Below are 17,071 nucleotides of genomic sequence, written 5' to 3'. Positions count from 1 at the left end.
TTTCCTGTTTGAGGATAATTATGCAAACAAAAAACACAAGAAGTTTTCCGTGTGTTTTGACATGTTTTTTTCTAAGGCGGGAATAGTACTAATACCTATAAAAGAAAGGAATTTTGTTTATGAAATACAACTTATGCAGAAATAAAAATACGAATCGTAATGTTCTAATGGATATGCTCATGATCTTCATCTCTAATAAAATCCGCTATGTTTTTATCTTTGCATTAGGTCTCTTGTGGTTTGGAAAGGCTTCCGGTAAAAACACAGTTTTAAATGCTCTGAAGTCTGCCGCAGTTACTTTGTTAATTCATGCTATAATCAAAAAGTTCTATTTTAAGCCTCGTCCGTTTATGGAGCGTGATATTGATATCCTTATCCCATCTAAGAGGGATTCTTCATTTCCCAGTAAACATACGTTGCTTGTATTTGCCATATCCACTTCATTTATTCTATGCAAACGTTTTGTAGGATTCATCTTATTGGGATTATCCGTTTTAACTGGAATATCACGCATTTGGTTAGGACATCATTACACTTTTGATATTATAGGGAGCGCTGTAATTGGAAGTTTAACCAGCATGATCATTCATATATTTTCTAGGTTTAAAAGGTTTGGAACAGGTTCTTTTCTTTAAGTTATCACAACTAATTGATTAAGAATGGGATTCTCTGTTTTTTAAATCCCTTTGCATATATATCATGAATAAAATAGCAATGAAAATGGTTGCTGCTACCCACCAAAAACCATAAGCATAGGATCCAGTCCATTCTTTAAAAATACCTAATATGTTCGGTAGGAAAAACCCTCCAACTCCACCGGCTGCGCCGACAAACCCAGTTAGAAGACCAACTTCTTTTGGGAATTGAACGGGAATGACCTGGAATAGTGCACCGTTGGCGGTCCCTAAGAAAATTAATGTAAAGAACAACATGGATAAAGAGATATAGACAGGTAGTAACAATCCGACAATGAACAAGGTGATCATGGCACCTCCAAATAAAAATATTAACAGCCTTAATCCACCGTACTTATCTGCTAAAAATCCACCAATCGGGCGAACAAAGCTGCCGGCAAACACACAAATTGTCACAAAATCTCCTGCAGTAACTTTACTCACTCCATATTGATCATAAAAAAAGATCGTGAGATAACTTGTTAAACCGACAAATCCCCCAAAAGATAAACTATAAAAAAAACTGAACAACCAAGTGTGTTTATGTTGTATAACTTGCATATATTCCGATGCTTTTGTTGGTCTTACAGCGGACGTATTTTCTTTTGCAAAAATAACAAACACAATAAAAGCAATTACTAAAGGGATAAGTGCAAAACCAAATACACTTTGCCAGCCATAAGCTTCAGCTATACGCGGGCCAAATAACGTGGCTAAAACGGTGCCGCTATTCCCAGCACCAGCAATCCCCATGGCTAAACCTTGATGTTCCTTGGGATACCATCTGCTTGCTAATGGTAGAGCTACAGCAAAACTTGCACCACCTATCCCCAATAAAAAACCAAGAGCATAGATTTGGGGTAAGCTGTCTGCCAGTAACCATCCCCAAAAAAGGGGGATCATCGTTAAGATCATACCGATCATCCCCATGCGTTTTCCACCAAAATGATCTGCTAATAATCCCATAGGTATGCGAAGCAATGCGCCACCCAAAACGGGAATTCCAACCATCATACCCTTTTGAAAGGCGGTTAATCCTAAATCCTCAACAATAAAAGTACCTGTTGGTCCTAAGATGACCCAAATCATAAAGCTGATGTCAAAATATAAAAAAGAAGCAAAAAGGGTTGGGGTGTTTCCAGTTTTAAAAAACGCTTTAAGTCTGTTCATTTATTTTAATTTCATCTCCTAACATTTTACCTCCGCATTTTTTCTTGCATAGTAGTACCATGTGATGATCAAGCTGACGGCATAATAGGCGATTAAAAAGTATAAAGCAGTATTTGCAGTGCCGGTGCTATCGATAGACCATCCGAAAATTTTCGGAATAAAAAAGGCCCCATACGCTGCGATGGCTGCCGTAAAACCAAGTACTGTAGCAGCCTCCTTTTCAGGAAAGATAAATGGGATCATACGAAAGGTTGATCCATTAGCAATTCCAGTTGTTGTAAAGAGAATTAAGAACATAATCAGAAAACCAGTAAAGTGTTGTAGTGTTAAGAAATAAACGACACCAATGGTTGCGATGATCATGATGATAATGTCCCAAAATGTTACACGTGCTCCGCCAAGTTTGTCTGAAATCCAGCCACCGACAGGGCGAACCCCCGCACCCAACAATGGACCTATAAATGCTAGATGGGATACATTCAAGTCTGCAAATTCTGAGTTGATTAATAAGGGGAATGCTGCAGAGTACCCAATAAATGATCCGAAACACATCGTATATAACCATGTCATAATCCAAGTATGTTTTCTTTTGAAAATGATAAACTGATCTGAAATAGATTGTTTGGCAGATGGAATGTTATCCATGCCGAATAATGCAGCTATAGTCACTAAAATAATGGGAATGACCCATACAAACGCAGCATTTTGTATCCATATCGGTGAACCATCAGATAAGGTTTGATTTGTACCGCCTAGAGAGCCAAAAATACTTATTGTAATCACAATAGGAGAAGCAAATTGTACAACACTTACACCAAGATTTCCGATTCCTGCGTTGATACCTAATGCTGCACCCTTTGATTTTTTTGGATAAAAGAAGCTGATGTTTGACATAGATGATGAGAAATTACCACCACCAAAACCACAAAGCGCAGCTAATATGGCCATAGTTGTAAATGAAGTATTAGGATTTTGAACTGCCATCCCTATTCCTATAGCTGGGATGATTAGAGATGCGGTCGAAATGACAGTCCAGTTTCGCCCTCCAAAAATTCCAACTAAAAAAGTATAAAATATACGCAATGTAGCTCCAGTTAAACCTGGCAGTGCAGCTAGAGTAAAGAGTTCGCTTTTTGTAAAATTAAAACCAACATCATTTAATCGAACCGCTACAACAGACCAAATTTGCCATACTACAAATGCTAAAAGTAAGGCAGGGACAGAAATCCATAAATTACGTCGTGCATGTCTCTTACCCTCAGATTCCCAAAACTGTTCATCTTCGGGATTCCAATCCAAACCGATTCTTGCCATTTGAGCTATCTCCTTTCTTGGAGGTATATAGACTGTAAGTATTACGATCATTTCTATTTACTGTCCCAATCGCTTTCGTATCTTATTCATCTTTGTTTTTATGAGTACTAGGAAGTAAATGGATGAAATATATTTGGTTGTTCAATCTGCAATCAACAATTCAGAGTTAACTGAGGAGATCAAAAAGTTGAATCGAAAGTTAGAGGAGAGTGGGTTGATTCAAGAAGAAAGTTTGAACGATCAGGATCAAGATCAAAGTCATGATAAAGTACTAACAAATGAAATTTATGAAAAGTGTCCAGGTTGTGCAGAAAAAGTATTATTAAATGGAGAAAACTGTCCTGCATGTGGCTGCCAGGTATTTCTTAAAGAAAAGGAATGTAGATCATGTGGTTTGAAACTAAGAGATGCAGAATAATTAGGGAAATAGTATGATGATCAAAAGAAATAATACGATTAGAAGAAAATTGTAATTAGATACAAACTGGAGAGTGAAGATCATGTTTAAACATATTATTGAAGAAAATTTAGATATTCGACTGTTAGAATTAAGGCATGCTGAACAATTGTATGATTTAGTTAGTCGGAATGAAGAGCACTTAGCGGAATGGTTGCCATGGGTAAAAGGAAATAAAATAGAGAATACTAAAGGTTTCATAGAAGCTGCCCTGCAGAAATTCGTAAATAACGATGGGATTGATTGTGGTATTTTTTATCATGATCGTATAGTAGGGGTTATAGCTTTACATAGACTAGATTGGCTTAATAAAAAAACATCTGTTGGATATTGGTTGGATGGATCTCTTCAAGGAAAAGGGATCATGACTAAAGCCTGCGAAGCAATGATTAACTATTCATTTCATGATTTACAATTAAATCGTATAGAGATTCGTGCTGGTGTGAATAATTTGAAAAGCAGAGCTATTCCAGAACGACTTGGTTTTGAAAAGGAAGGGATCGTTCGTCAAGCAGAGTGGGTAAACGACCGTTATATTCATCATGTTGTGTATGGTTTACTCAAAGAAGATTGGGGTCAGTAAAGCCCGAGTTTAACAGCATTTAGAACGTGATAAAAAGTAGGTGAACTTCTTGAATGGGTTCCTAGTGTTAATTATTATCTTAATTTTGATTGTAATCTGTATTGTGATTTTAGAACGTGTCGTAAGAACAGCAGTGGATACTTCAAATATGGCAGCTGAAATAAAACAAATCAAAGGGATTTTAAAATCAATGAAAGAATCTGAACAAAAGGAAGAATAAGCACAAATGTAATAATTAAATGACACGCTCTTAAAAAATGGGGGAGGTTTATTTATGAGAGAAATTCAAGTAGTACCATATCAAATGGAATGGGTTAATAAGTTCGAAGAAGAGGCTCATAAACTAAAAGAAATTTTTGGAGATCAATTATTAGAAATACATCATATAGGCAGTACCTCCGTACCTGGTTTGAAAGCCAAACCTATTATTGATATGATCCCAGAGGAGAGTTTGGCATACCAGGCAGGAGATATTTTCCGAAGGGTGGAGATGATCGCACATATCATGTGCATGTATTTCAAGAAGGAGATCAACAGATTAGAAGGCACTTATATTTTCGTGATTATTTAATAGCTCACCCTGAAATGGCGAAAGAATATGCAGATTTAAAAGTAGAGTTAGCAAGTAAATATGCAAATGATCCAGGAAGCTATTCTAATGGAAAAGAAGATTTAATTAAAGAGATTGATGAGAAGGCATTTCAGTTTTTTGAAAGGAGACAAATGATCAATATTAAAAATAGAATAGAACAACCAACAATTATTGAACTGCTTGCTTTTTGTGCTGGATCAAGTTCCGATCGTGTAGAGCAAACAGTAGAGGATTATAAGGAGCAGAATGAACTTGAGTTGTATGGCTTTGAAGCGGAAGGAAAGGTCATTGGCATCATTGGTTATAGAATGCACGAGAACCAAATGGAGCTTAAACATATTGCTGTATCTCCAGAGCAAAGATATAAAGGAATAGGCAGTTTGATGATTAATGCAATGATGAACCTAACTAAATCAGACCAAGTTATAGCTGAGACAGATGACGATGCAGTAGATTTTTATCGCAGTAGTGGTTTTACAATATATAGTTTAGGAGAAAAATATCCTGGAGTTGAGAGATATCGTTGTGAATTTGAAGTAGAGTGAAGTAGAGAGTGGGGGGATTTTCATTAAGGATAAAACAATGAAACTATTCATGAAAATATCTCAACTTAGAATGACAGAGCATTATTTACCAAAAATGATCAGGTGTCTTGAGGTGCTGAACGAAGAGCAGGTATGGAAAAAAGACAAAGCTTATTTAAATTCTATCGGTGGCTTGGTGCTTCATATTTGTGAGCATATAAAAAGAAACACTGATGGGACTGATAACAGAACTTCTTTTAGAAAAACCAACCCTCAAGAGGAAAAAGGAATAGAGAATTTCTTCCCTGATGAACAACTCACTTCTGATGAATTAATAGAGGTAGTTAAACAAACTTTTGAAAGCTGGTTTCATAGTCAAGAACTTTACTTTCAAAGTTCGACGGTAAATAGTGGAGAGATCGATATACATAAGATGTACCATTTAATAGAGCACGTGAGTTATCATTTGGGTCAAATCGTTGATCGTACGCAGCACATCACTGGGCAATCGTATCAATTTTGCCAAAATGGATTAAATGAAAGGAATCTTCGGATGAAGATAGAAAGAGAGATATAATATGAGCGAGTTTACAGCAGGATGTTTAACTTTAAAGGAAAACAAGTGAGAAGGTTCGAAAGAGTTGTATCAGAAGTTGCTTTTCGAAGTCGATGCATCAAATCGTCCTGATTTGTTAAATAGAGGAAATCAAGGGCCTTATTTTGAGTCTTTAGTTTGATTTGATCAGATCAGAGGGTCTTATTCAGGAATTTCTCTTATAAGTCATAGGATATGATTGAAATAAGGCTAAACAAAAGTTCCTCTATTTTTTGAGTTTTTGATGATTGAAGTGAAATAAGGGAACGAAATTCCTTTATTTTCAACGCAAGTCAAGGGAAGGGAGTTAGTTACCCATACATGAGCAATTTCATGTGATTGATCACTGTCATGCAATCCTACACTGTGCCCTTCAATTTTTATATTTCATAATTTCTATCAGTCTAACCCCCTAATTCTGGAGCATGTACAGTTACTTTTTTACAATCCCATCCAGATTTACACTGCAATTCCATGACTTTTCATTGGATCAACAAGTAATGTTTGTTACCATAAAAATGGGAATGGAATCAGGGGGCGATATTTACATAAAAAAAATTGATTTTGAAATCGAATTCAATTTTAAACAGCATCAAAAACTTTGGAATCTCCCAAAGTGTATTCTTGAATATTATTAATATTTTTCCACAACAAAAATAACATGACACCAAGAAAGGAAATATTAATCTATGAAGAAATTACTTTCTATTTTTTTAGCAATGACATTATTGATTTCCATCTTTCCAGCTGCACAAACGGATGCATTCACAGGAGAGGTTAACTTAGGAGCGGGTAGTTACTCCACTGTAAAACCAGATGGCGTATCCGATGTTCAGTCTCAAATCTATAAAACTTCTAATATTTCAGGGGCAATGCCTACAAATGATTGGTGGAGCTCAACAGCATGGGAGCAATATGCACAACCCCAATATCCACATCCTTTGGCAGTAAGCAATGAAGAGAATGGACTACGAATCTATAACCCAAGTCCTCACGTTAGTGGAGAGGGTGGCTTTGTAAAAGGTTGGATAAATGATATAGATGATTTTGTTTTAGGACATACTGGTACAAGCACGTTTCAAGATACTAGAGTAGATGATTTTAATGACTGGTTTGTGACAAACGAATCCAGAAATGGATCTTCTGTTTTATCTGTTACATATGGTCATGGATCACCATATGTATATGCTGAATTTGAGGGTGGAAATCCACAGCTTTCTTTTCCTTCTGCAGCACCTAATGTATGGTATGGAGATGCAAACAGCAATGTACTAGGTATCACAACTGAAAAAGGGAGTCACTATGCATTGTTTGGACCAACAGGATCAACATGGTCAGGCATCGGATCAACAACATTGACTAACAACTTAAACGGAAAGAATTATTTTACAGTAGCCGCATTACCAGACAACTCTGTAGAAACATTGGAGAAGTTTAAAGAATATGCTTACTCTTTCGTAACTGATACTAGAGTAGATTGGTCTTATGACGAGGCAACAAGCAATGTAGAAACGACGTATACATTTGAAACAACAGCTAAAGAAGGGTCTAAACAAGGAACGATATTCGCACTTTACCCTCACCAATGGAAAAATTCAAACACTCCTCTATTATCTTATACGTATGATTCTGTACGTGGAACCATGAAGGTAGCTGAGGGAAGTTCATTCACAACGAATATGGCTTTTAATGGGGTATTACATTCACTTCCTGATTTAGGCACTTATGATAAAAACACATTAGCTGGTTATATTGATGAAGCGCAAACTGAAGTTTATTCTGAGAATAAAGATACGTATTGGTACGGAAAAGATATCGGGAAATTAGCCACATTAGCTCCTATCGCTGAACAGGTTGGAGATATGGAGGCAGCAGATCAATTCCGTAATGAAATAAAAGTTAGCTTAGAGGATTGGTTTACTGCAGATAACAGTGGTAATTTAGACAGTGAGAGAGTATTTTATTTGAATCAAAACTGGGGAACTCTACTAGGTTATCCAGATAGTTTTGGTAGTGTAGAAGAAATGAATGACCATCATTTCCATTATGGATATTTCATCAAAGCAGCAGCTGAGATTGCTCGTGTAGATCAAAATTGGGCAAGTGATGGCAATTGGGGTTCCATGGTTGAACTTTTAATTAAAGATATCGCGAATATGGATCGTAATGATGATACCTTCCCATTCCTTAGAAATTTTGATATGTATGCGGGACATTCATGGGCATCTGGTCACGCTAAATTCTTCGATGGAAATAACAATGAGTCTTCCTCTGAAGCAATGAATGCTTGGGCAGGAATTATTCTTTGGGGTGAAGCAACAGGAGACAAAGAACTTCGAGACTTAGGAATTTATTTATATACAACGGAAATGAATGCTATCAATGAATATTGGTTTGATGTAACTGGAGAGAATTATGATGAAGGATTTACGAAATCAACAGCTAGTATGGTCTGGGGAGGAAAAACTGTTGGTGATGCCGTTTGGTGGACAGGTAATCCAGAAGAAGTTCATGGTATCAACTGGCTTCCAATCACGGGTGCATCTTTATATTTAACTCAATATCCTGAATACACAAAAGAAAACTATGATGCTCTAGTAGCTGAAAATAGCGGAACCAATTGGGATGTTTGGGAAGATTTAATTTGGATGTACCGTGCAATCGAAAATCCTCAAGATGCAATTAATCAATATAATGCACGAGCTGATGTTTATACACCTGAAGGTGGAAATTCAAAAGCGAACACGTATCACTGGATTCATAATTTGAACGCAGTGGGTACGCAGGATGTATCTATCACAGCTGATTATCCTTTATATGCAGTATTCAAAAAAGATAATCAATTAACTTATGTAGCTTATAACATGACAGGTCAAACAAGAGATGTTACATTCTCTGATGGTACAGTGATTACGGTTGAACCTTACCAATTCAATATTGGAAACGGTGAAGCAGCACCAATCGATCCAACTGATCCTGTAGATCCGACAGAACCTACAGATCCATCTGAGCCAACGGAACCAACTGATCCAACAGAACCAACTGATCCAACAGAACCAACAGATCCAGTTGATCCAACAGAACCTAGCGAGCCGACAAAACCCGGAAATGTGATTACAGAAGAAAACTATACAATTGAGATCGCCGAAAATGGAGCAGATGTTACATTGACAATGAATCCTTCTGAAGCTTCTAGTTTTGTTGATCTACACTATACTGTAGACAATGGCGCACAGCAAAATGTAAGAGCAACGAATGAAAATGGTGTTTGGACTTATACCATTACTGGTTTGAATGAAGGCAGTGAAGTTCAATTTTCATACACGTATACAAAAGGAACACCTGCTTATGATTCACCATGGTACAGTTATACGGTTGGATCTGCTTCAGGCGGTGGAGAAACACCAGCTCCAGAACCAACACCAGAACCGGAGCCAGATACAGAAGCACCGACTGTACCAGTGCTAAGTTCATCTAATGTTACAGAAACAACGACTGATTTATCTTGGACAGCCTCTACTGATAATGAAGCTTTAGCAGGGTATAAAGTATTCCGAAACGGAGTTGTAGTATATACTGGATCGGAAACAAATGTTCAGGATAGTGGTTTGACGGCAGGTACAACGTATAATTACTCTGTTGTTGCTTACGACGAATCAGGAAATGAATCACAAGCTAGTAATGTGGTGACTGTAACTACAAAACAACCTCCTGTAAATTCTGGTGATATTGTAGAAGAAGATTATACGATCAATATTGAAAGAAATGGATCTGATGTAACATTGTCCTTCACTCCAGTTGTAGCATCAAATTTTGTAGACTTACATTACAAAGTGGATAATGGTGTACAACAAAACGTAAGGGCAGAAAACAATAATGGAGTATGGGAATATACGATAAAAGGTGTTAGCGAAGGTAGTGTGATTAGTTATTCATATACGTATACAAAAGGAACACCTGCATATAGTACACCTTGGTACGATTACACAGTAGGATCTAGTGTTGAAGTTCCATCTGGTGGTGAAGAACCAACAGTACCTTCTGAACCTAATGTTCCTAATAATGAAGTGATTACTGCGCCAGATTATAACATTTCTATTGAAAAGCTAAATGAAGATCAAGCTGTACTAAAGTTTGTACCAACGTCTGATTCTGGTTTTGTAGATCTACACTACACAATTGACAATGGCGCACAGCAAAATGTAAGAACAGTAAATAATAATGGGACTTGGGAATACACAATTTCAGGACTTCAGACTGGAAGTAAGATCAGCTTCTTCTATACGTATAATAAAGGAGAACTAGCTTACGATACACCAAAATATGAGTATTCTTTCAACTAATTATTTATAAAAGGAAATAATCTTTACCTTTAAAGTACAATCCAAAAAAACTGCGGGAAAGCTTTATATTCTCGCAGTTTTTTAGCTTTTTTGATTAAGAAATAATTGGATTTTAGCTCATGAAAAGTTTATTATTCATTGTGGTTTGCTTCTCTAAATCCCAAAATAGCATAAACGAAAGCCTAATATGGTAATATCATTATTACTTTATATTGATTATAATTAGGTTCAAATTTGCAATTCAGCTTAAACTATATCAAAATGAACTTGTTAATTTCATGGCTTATCAATAAGAAATTTTTTATGAGGTGAAATGATGACAATATTACAATTTCCTAAAGATTTTAAATGGGGAACTGCTACAGCAGCTTACCAAATCGAAGGGGCTTACAATAAAGACGGTAGAGGAATGTCAATCTGGGATACTTTCGCTCGTATACCTGGTAAAGTATTTGAAGGAGATAATGGAGATGTGGCTTGTGATAGCTATCATCGATATGAAGAAGATATTGAATTAATGAAACAATTAGGAATTAAAGTGTATCGCTTTTCTGTTTCATGGCCAAGAATTTTCCCGAATGGAACGGGAGAGGTTAATCCAAAAGGACTAGAGTACTATCACAACTTTGTGGACAAATTATTGGAAAATGGTATTGAGCCGTATTGTACTTTATATCATTGGGATCTTCCTCAAGCTTTACAAGATCAAGGTGGATGGGAAAATCGTGATACAATTGATGCATTTGTTAATTTTGCAGAGACGATGTTTAAAGAATTTGCAGGTAAAATTAAAAACTGGATGACTTTTAATGAGATGTGGTGTAGTGCTTTCTTGTCCAACTATTATGGCAATCATGCACCAGGCAAAAGAGATATACAAATTGCAGTGGATGTCGCTCATCATTTATTGGTTGCACATGGGAAAACAGTAAGCAAGTATAGAGAACTTGGAGCAGAAGGACAAATTGGATATGCTCCTAACGTGACTTGGAATGAACCATACAGCAACAAACAAGAAGATATTGATACAGCCGATAGAGGTAGAGCATGGTATGTTGAATGGTTTATGGATCCTGTGTTTAAAGGAAGTTACCCTCAATTTATGGTGGATTGGTTTGAGAAAAAAGGTGTGAAAATGAATGTTCAGCCGGGAGATATGGAAGCTATTCATCAGCCCATTGATTTCCTAGGTATTAATTATTACACTGGCGGGGTTGTAAAATATAAGGAGAACTCTGATATATTAGACAATGAGGGGATTAATGTCGGTCGAGATAAAACAGATATTGGTTGGGACATTTATCCTGAAGGGTTGTATTACGTTTTAAAATTCATAACAGATCGATACGGACAAGTTCCTATTTACATTACTGAAAATGGGGCATGTTACAACGATGAGCCTAAAGATGGTATTGTAAATGATGAGGGTAGAACTTCATTCTTGAAAAAACATATCACGCAACTTCACCGTTGTATCGAATCTGGTGTGAATGTAAAAGGGTATATGTGCTGGTCTATGATGGATAATTTCGAGTGGGCATATGGTTACAGCATGCGTTTTGGATTAGTCCATGTGAATTATCGTACGCAAGAGAGAACACCTAAAGAGAGTTATTACTGGTATCAGAAGTTGATTAAAAATAACTACCATGAAGTATAAAAAACGTTTAAAAACTCATGAATCAGGATATGATTCATGAGTTTTTTCATGTGCGCCAAAATTCCATTATAAAAATTTTTGTACATGCATATTTACTGAATATGATATGAACCGCCGTGTACCGAATGGAGCGTTAGTGCTATTACATTTGAATTAATTGTTGTGGAAATCAATACAATTTGAAATAATTGTAATTAAGTTAGGCGTGGAGGTGCTATTTTGAATCGAAGAATCTATATCGTACTAATTCTAATGATGATAATAATTCTTATAGGGTGTAGTAAGGAGACAACGATCGATAAAAACAATATAGCTTCTATACAAGTAAACAAAGATTCTGTACATCAGAAATCTTTAGAAGAGTTAGGAATTGGTGAATTGTTTGACTTTCATCTCAAACTTCCATATGCGGACAAAAGCCGGGTAAATCTTTGGGTTGAGGGATATGAATCTGGAAAGAAAATAAGTTCTTCTCCTTTAACGCAGTTATCATATGGTTACAGTCCAAATAAAAAGAGTGAAGGTTCAATGGGGTTTGGAATTATTCACTCCACCAATCCTAATCCCTTGTTCTTTTTGTATTCTCCCGAAGTATCTCAAGTACCGTTGGAAGTTGAACTTAACGGTTTATATTCTTCAGGCATTCGTGGATGGAGTTATGCAATTCCTGATGAAACAATTAGTTTAAAATCTGGAGAAACTAAAATACTAGGTGTATATGGACACGATAATCATTCTCTAGGTGGTTATGACTACACACCAGAAGGAATAGATGGAATGATTAAGGAGTATGAGCTTGTGTTGATATTAAAGCTTAAAGTTGAAAAGCAGGAAGAATGAGGTTGCAGGGCACAGAATATGACCATTGGAATTTTGTTGAGCAACTAGAAAAAATGAATGGATTATTTTTTCTAGAGAAGTGCCCGACTTTATCACATTCTACATGAAAAATAAAACCGATCATGTAAGCTTCTGAGGAGCTATTGATCGGTTTTATTTGAATATATATTTAATAAAATGATAAAAACAAGGTGGTTATGTTTGATTGCTCAATTTCTTCTCTTTCTCCTCTTTTAACACTTTCAAGAATTTTTTCGTTTCATAAACCACTACACCAGATAATCCGAGCAGTCCAATTAAGTTCGGTATCGCCATTAATCCATTCATAATATCTGCGATGCCCCAAACGGTATTTAATGACCATAAAGAACCAAAAAACACAGATACAGCAAACAATGCACGATATAAGTATTTGACTGCAGGATTTTTAAACAAGTAGGTGAAACATTTCTCGCCGTAGTAAGACCATCCTATAATCGTTGAAAAGGCAAAGAAAACTAAACCGATCGTAACAATATAGGAACCTGCGGAAGGCAAGAACATTTCAAATGTTTTAGATGTTAAAGCAGCTCCCTTGACTTCTCCTTGATACAAACCTCCCATGACTAATGTGATTCCAGTAATGGAACAAATAATAATCGTATCAATAAATACTTGTGTCATAGAAACTAGCGCTTGACGTCCAGGGTAATCTGTTTTAGCAGCTGCCGCAGCAATTGGAGCAGATCCTAAACCAGCTTCATTGGAAAATACCCCTCTAGCAACACCCCAACGAATAACTGCACCGATAGCACCTCCAGCAACAGCTTGACCTGTAAAGGCATCTGTAAAGATAAGTGCAATAGCATTCGGTACCAATTCAGCATTCAATATCAATATGATTAAACCTGCTGTAACATAAAATAATGCCATAATAGGAACAAAAAATGATGTGACTTTTCCTATGATTTTGATTCCACCAATGATCACAATAGCAGTTAAGAGAGCTAAGATAATCCCTGTAGCATAAGTTGGAACTGAAAAAGTAGACTCCATCGCTTCAGCAACTGAGTTAGATTGGACTAAATTTCCTATTCCAAACGCTGCGATAGCACCAAATAACGCAAAAAGAATAGCGAGCCATTTTTGCTTCAAGCCTTTTTCAAGATAGTACATTGGACCGCCTGACATTTCCCCATTCGCATCTTTAACACGATATTTAACGGCTAGGATGGCCTCTGCATATTTGGTTGCCATCCCAAACAATGCGGTAATCCACATCCAAAATACAGCTCCAGGTCCTCCAAGGAAAACCGCCGTTGCAACCCCTGCAATGTTCCCCGTCCCTACTGTAGCTGCAAGTGCTGTCATCAATGACTGAAAGTGAGAAATATCTCCTTCAGATTTCTTGTCCTGCTTTTTAGTAAATGCAAGTTTTAAGGAATAAGGCAAAAGACGAAATTGTAAAAAAGTTAATCGAATGGTTAAATAAATCCCAGTTCCAACAAGTAATACAAGAAGTGGTGGTCCCCAAACAAAACTTGATATTTCGTTTATTATATCCTGCATATTGAACCTCCTTCAAAAAATTGTAGAACATGCTTATTTCATAGTTATTACACAATAAACAAGTTTAGAAGGGTGAAAAATATGACATGTAAAAGTGATGCTCTTATTCTATATATTTGTGAGGGGATTTTGCCTTGATAAATTACAGTCTACTATTATTAAAATTTGGAGGTTTATAGGGTTAATGACTAAAAGAAAAAGAAGCGTAGTTTCAACAATGAAAAGATACAATCGTGAATTAACCTCTGTTACATTCATTCCTTTGTAAAGTAACAAACACTCCGCTCGTTCAATTCTTAATTCAATCTTGTTAAGTAAAGATTCTTCAGTTAACAAGCTTCTTAAATTAGATGAAATAGATTCCTTCAAGTTTTAAACCAAGAATTGTGAGAGTTTGTTGAGAGGGGCTTCTATTATAATTTGTCTGAACTCCAAAAAAATGCAAATTAAAGTGCATGAACAGAACAGTTTGAGTATGTAGTCCATTCTACTTGTCATTTTCGAAGCTAATCTTATAGACAGGACTAAGAAAACTATATTTTTACAATTCATTATGCGTAGTCTCTATCTTCTTACAAAAATAGTAGAAATGGAAACAAGGGGGATCATTTAATTAAAATCTTAAGCTGAAGTAGAAGAAGTCATATTTTATAATATCGGATTGAACATCCATTAGGAGGAGAATAAAAAAATGAAGAAAATCTTATCTATATTGCTGACTTTTGCCCTGTTTTTTTCAATGGTTCCTTATAGTTCAGCAGTGGAAGAGTTAACTGTAGAAGAGAAGTTTGATGTGTTGAGAGGAAAAGGGATTTTTGATGGTTATGGTGATTGTTTACCTCATTTAGAAGATGATATGCTGCGTGAACAAGCGGCAAAAGTAATTACATTATTATTTTTACTTGATTCAGCGGAACCACCTGCATCAGGAACCTATTCTGATGTAAAAACAGAAGGGAACTGGGCATATTCGTATATTGAAGCAGGGACTTCTGCTGGTATTATTGATGGAATAGGCAAAGGTTTGTTTGACCCCAAAAACAATGTAACTAAAGAACAATTTGCAAAATTGCTTGTTGTAGGATATGCAGAATATAAAGGTTTAGAAATTGATGAGTCTGGTTATGTGGGTTCAAGTGTAAGTGAATGGGCACAGCATTATGTTGCACAAGCGTTAGAGTGGAATTTAATCAATGAACAAGAGGATTACAAAGTAGATGGAGATCGCAAATTTTTAGTAAATTCTGCTTATGAAACATATATCGCACTTGACATCCAGCCTAATTTAGAACTACCACATGTTGTTAATTATAAAAATGCCACAGCAACAGGGGTCACGTTAATCTTCAGTGAAGATATTGAAGTGATGGATGTAGATATGTTGAGCTACTTCCACACATGTAATGCATATCCGGTTGATGAAAATGATGAGCGGCAAGCTGATCTCTCAATTGATGGGAATGAAATGAAACTAAACTTCAACGAGAATCAATTTCCTGAAGGAAAAGTAAATATCTATATAAAAAAAGCCTCAGTGAAAGATTTAGCAGGTGATCTCAATGATTTCATCGTATTTGAAATTGAAGTGAAAAAGAACATTAAAGTGACAACATCCCCATCTAAACCTAAACCTAATCCAGAGCCAGAACCTGATCCAATAGAAAAACCTATTTTAAATGCTAACAGCGAAAATGTAAATGGTAATAACGTAAAGTTTTTTGATCATTTTTATTTATTTGAGCAACAATCTGAATATGGTTCAACAACAATTAAAAATAATGATGATAATGATACAGTCCAGCTGGTAATAAGTACAGATGGAGATCCTTCGGATGGATTAGAAGGACTAGAAGACGAAAATGATAATAGAACAATCATCATTGAATCTAATATATTTCCAGAAGGAGTGATTGATCTTTCATATAGTTATTTTGATATAACAGGCAAGGCTCCTTTATTTGAGGAATGTACAGATCTATTGTGCAGTTATGAATATTACAATTTAGATGATGTTTATTATGTTTACGCCATCGATATTGAAGATCCAAACCGTATTTCTGAAAAAGCAGATCATACCATCAGTACAAATCTATTACTTAATTCTGGAGATTCTGTTTTTAATAAAGAGGCTATGGATATGGGAGACCCGACTTCTTATTTGGAATATATGGGCAATCCGAATCAAGATATAAAAATTATCTTATCTGATAAAGAAGAAATATTTAGTGTTGATCAATCTGGATGGGTTGAAATTGATATATCAGGTTGGGCTGATGGTGAATATGATATATCTGTAAAAATCGGTGATAAGATAATTCCAACAGATGAAAGTATAATAATAGATACCCAAGTAGCCCAACCTATTTTAAATAATGATGTTGAAGATGTTACTGTTACTATTAATAATAGAGACTCTTTAGAAACATTAGTTGGACTTGAGGATTATTCAGAAGCAGGGGTAGACCTTGTGTTATCTTCAGATGATGATCCAATTGACAGTTTCGGTGGTTTAGAAAATCAGTATATTATAGCTCTCAATGTAATAGAGGGTGGAAATTATTTCATAGATTATAGTAGAGATGATTTATTTAAGGAAATAGATGGTCAGGAGTACTACGTATATGCAATTGATGAAGCTGGAAACATTTCAGAAAAAGCAGAGAAAATAATTTATGTAGATACTGTAGCACCAGATGCATTAAATGGAGGAGAATAGAATCTTTCACATTAACTTATGATTGAACTAACTTCTAGCAAAGCCTAAACATCGA

13 protein-coding genes and 1 pseudogene are annotated in these 17,071 nt (G+C 35.8%); 11 read left to right on the top strand and 3 right to left on the bottom strand.

All coding sequences use genetic code 11. The features are described from left to right. The first annotated feature begins 119 nt into the window (after positions 1–119). The gene (locus Q5Y73_RS14475; RefSeq protein WP_305992622.1) at positions 120–635 is read left to right on the top strand and encodes an undecaprenyl-diphosphatase; all 516 of its coding nucleotides are present in this window, start codon (positions 120–122) and stop codon (positions 633–635) included. Positions 636–653: 18 nt separating this feature from the next. Here Q5Y73_RS14475 and Q5Y73_RS14470 read toward each other — a convergent pair whose 3' ends face one another. Together Q5Y73_RS14470 and Q5Y73_RS14465 are read right to left on the bottom strand one after the other, a co-directional pair. Then, positions 654–1,844, bottom strand: a complete 1,191-nt coding sequence (locus Q5Y73_RS14470) for a nitrate/nitrite transporter (protein WP_305992621.1) — start codon at positions 1,842–1,844, stop codon at positions 654–656. Positions 1,845–1,862: 18 nt separating this feature from the next. Then, positions 1,863–3,158, bottom strand: a complete 1,296-nt coding sequence (locus Q5Y73_RS14465; protein ID WP_305992620.1) for a NarK family nitrate/nitrite MFS transporter — start codon at positions 3,156–3,158, stop codon at positions 1,863–1,865. Positions 3,159–3,276: 118 nt separating this feature from the next. Here Q5Y73_RS14465 and Q5Y73_RS14460 point away from each other — a divergent pair, with 118 nt between their 5' ends. From Q5Y73_RS14460 to Q5Y73_RS14420, 9 genes and pseudogenes are all read left to right on the top strand, one after another. Beyond that, a complete protein-coding gene (locus Q5Y73_RS14460; RefSeq protein ID WP_305992619.1) occupies positions 3,277–3,576 on the top strand; it encodes a hypothetical protein in 300 nt (99 codons plus the stop codon). A gap of 82 nt (positions 3,577–3,658) precedes the next feature. Then, on the top strand, positions 3,659–4,198 hold the full coding sequence (locus Q5Y73_RS14455; protein WP_305992618.1) for a GNAT family N-acetyltransferase: 540 nt from the start codon (positions 3,659–3,661) through the stop codon (positions 4,196–4,198). 49 nt (positions 4,199–4,247) lie between these two features. Further along, positions 4,248–4,418: a hypothetical protein gene (locus Q5Y73_RS14450; RefSeq protein ID WP_305992617.1), complete on the top strand. Its 171-nt coding sequence runs from the start codon at positions 4,248–4,250 to the stop codon at positions 4,416–4,418. A 54-nt stretch (positions 4,419–4,472) separates the two neighbouring features. Continuing rightward, positions 4,473–4,915: pseudogene (locus Q5Y73_RS14445) on the top strand (GrpB family protein); the annotation flags it as partial. Positions 4,916–4,921: 6 nt separating this feature from the next. Then, positions 4,922–5,335 (top strand): GNAT family N-acetyltransferase, encoded by a 414-nt coding sequence (locus Q5Y73_RS14440; protein WP_305992732.1) that lies wholly within the window; start codon positions 4,922–4,924, stop codon positions 5,333–5,335. Positions 5,336–5,372: 37 nt separating this feature from the next. After that, positions 5,373–5,891 (top strand): DinB family protein, encoded by a 519-nt coding sequence (locus Q5Y73_RS14435; protein ID WP_305992616.1) that lies wholly within the window; start codon positions 5,373–5,375, stop codon positions 5,889–5,891. A 707-nt stretch (positions 5,892–6,598) separates the two neighbouring features. After that, positions 6,599–10,252, top strand: coding sequence for a glycosyl hydrolase (locus Q5Y73_RS14430; RefSeq protein ID WP_305992615.1), 3,654 nt, complete (start codon positions 6,599–6,601; stop codon positions 10,250–10,252). Between the two features lie 316 nt (positions 10,253–10,568). Continuing rightward, positions 10,569–11,912, top strand: coding sequence for a GH1 family beta-glucosidase (locus Q5Y73_RS14425; RefSeq protein ID WP_305992614.1), 1,344 nt, complete (start codon positions 10,569–10,571; stop codon positions 11,910–11,912). A gap of 219 nt (positions 11,913–12,131) precedes the next feature. After that, the gene (locus Q5Y73_RS14420; RefSeq protein ID WP_305992613.1) at positions 12,132–12,752 is read left to right on the top strand and encodes a hypothetical protein; all 621 of its coding nucleotides are present in this window, start codon (positions 12,132–12,134) and stop codon (positions 12,750–12,752) included. Between the two features lie 195 nt (positions 12,753–12,947). Here the strand turns inward: Q5Y73_RS14420 and Q5Y73_RS14415 are convergent, their stop codons facing one another. Continuing rightward, a complete protein-coding gene (locus Q5Y73_RS14415) occupies positions 12,948–14,300 on the bottom strand; it encodes an alanine/glycine:cation symporter family protein (protein ID WP_305992612.1) in 1,353 nt (450 codons plus the stop codon). Between the two features lie 691 nt (positions 14,301–14,991). On the opposite strand from Q5Y73_RS14415, the gene Q5Y73_RS14410 reads away from it, so the two are divergent. Continuing rightward, positions 14,992–17,016, top strand: a complete 2,025-nt coding sequence (locus tag Q5Y73_RS14410; RefSeq protein ID WP_305992611.1) for an S-layer homology domain-containing protein — start codon at positions 14,992–14,994, stop codon at positions 17,014–17,016. Positions 17,017–17,071: the final 55 nt, after the last annotated feature.

Origin of the sequence: Chengkuizengella axinellae, from assembly GCF_030730905.1 — a bacterium.
Taxonomy (GTDB): Bacteria; Bacillota; Bacilli; order Paenibacillales; family KCTC-33759; genus Chengkuizengella; species Chengkuizengella axinellae.
This window is presented reverse-complemented; position numbering and strand designations above follow the sequence as displayed.

What these genes read in the sequence shown, in the direction of transcription:
- Q5Y73_RS14475 (WP_305992622.1), top strand. Translation starts at nt 120, where the DNA reads ATGAAATACAACTTATGCAGAAATAAAAATACGAATCGTAATGTTCTA.
- Q5Y73_RS14470 (WP_305992621.1), bottom strand. Translation starts at nt 1,844, where the DNA reads ATGAACAGACTTAAAGCGTTTTTTAAAACTGGAAACACCCCAACCCTT.
- Q5Y73_RS14465 (WP_305992620.1), bottom strand. Translation starts at nt 3,158, where the DNA reads ATGGCAAGAATCGGTTTGGATTGGAATCCCGAAGATGAACAGTTTTGG.
- Q5Y73_RS14460 (WP_305992619.1), top strand. Translation starts at nt 3,277, where the DNA reads ATGGATGAAATATATTTGGTTGTTCAATCTGCAATCAACAATTCAGAG.
- Q5Y73_RS14455 (WP_305992618.1), top strand. Translation starts at nt 3,659, where the DNA reads ATGTTTAAACATATTATTGAAGAAAATTTAGATATTCGACTGTTAGAA.
- Q5Y73_RS14440 (WP_305992732.1), top strand. Translation starts at nt 4,922, where the DNA reads ATGATCAATATTAAAAATAGAATAGAACAACCAACAATTATTGAACTG.
- Q5Y73_RS14435 (WP_305992616.1), top strand. Translation starts at nt 5,373, where the DNA reads ATGAAACTATTCATGAAAATATCTCAACTTAGAATGACAGAGCATTAT.
- Q5Y73_RS14430 (WP_305992615.1), top strand. Translation starts at nt 6,599, where the DNA reads ATGAAGAAATTACTTTCTATTTTTTTAGCAATGACATTATTGATTTCC.
- Q5Y73_RS14425 (WP_305992614.1), top strand. Translation starts at nt 10,569, where the DNA reads ATGACAATATTACAATTTCCTAAAGATTTTAAATGGGGAACTGCTACA.
- Q5Y73_RS14415 (WP_305992612.1), bottom strand. Translation starts at nt 14,300, where the DNA reads ATGCAGGATATAATAAACGAAATATCAAGTTTTGTTTGGGGACCACCA.
- Q5Y73_RS14410 (WP_305992611.1), top strand. Translation starts at nt 14,992, where the DNA reads ATGAAGAAAATCTTATCTATATTGCTGACTTTTGCCCTGTTTTTTTCA.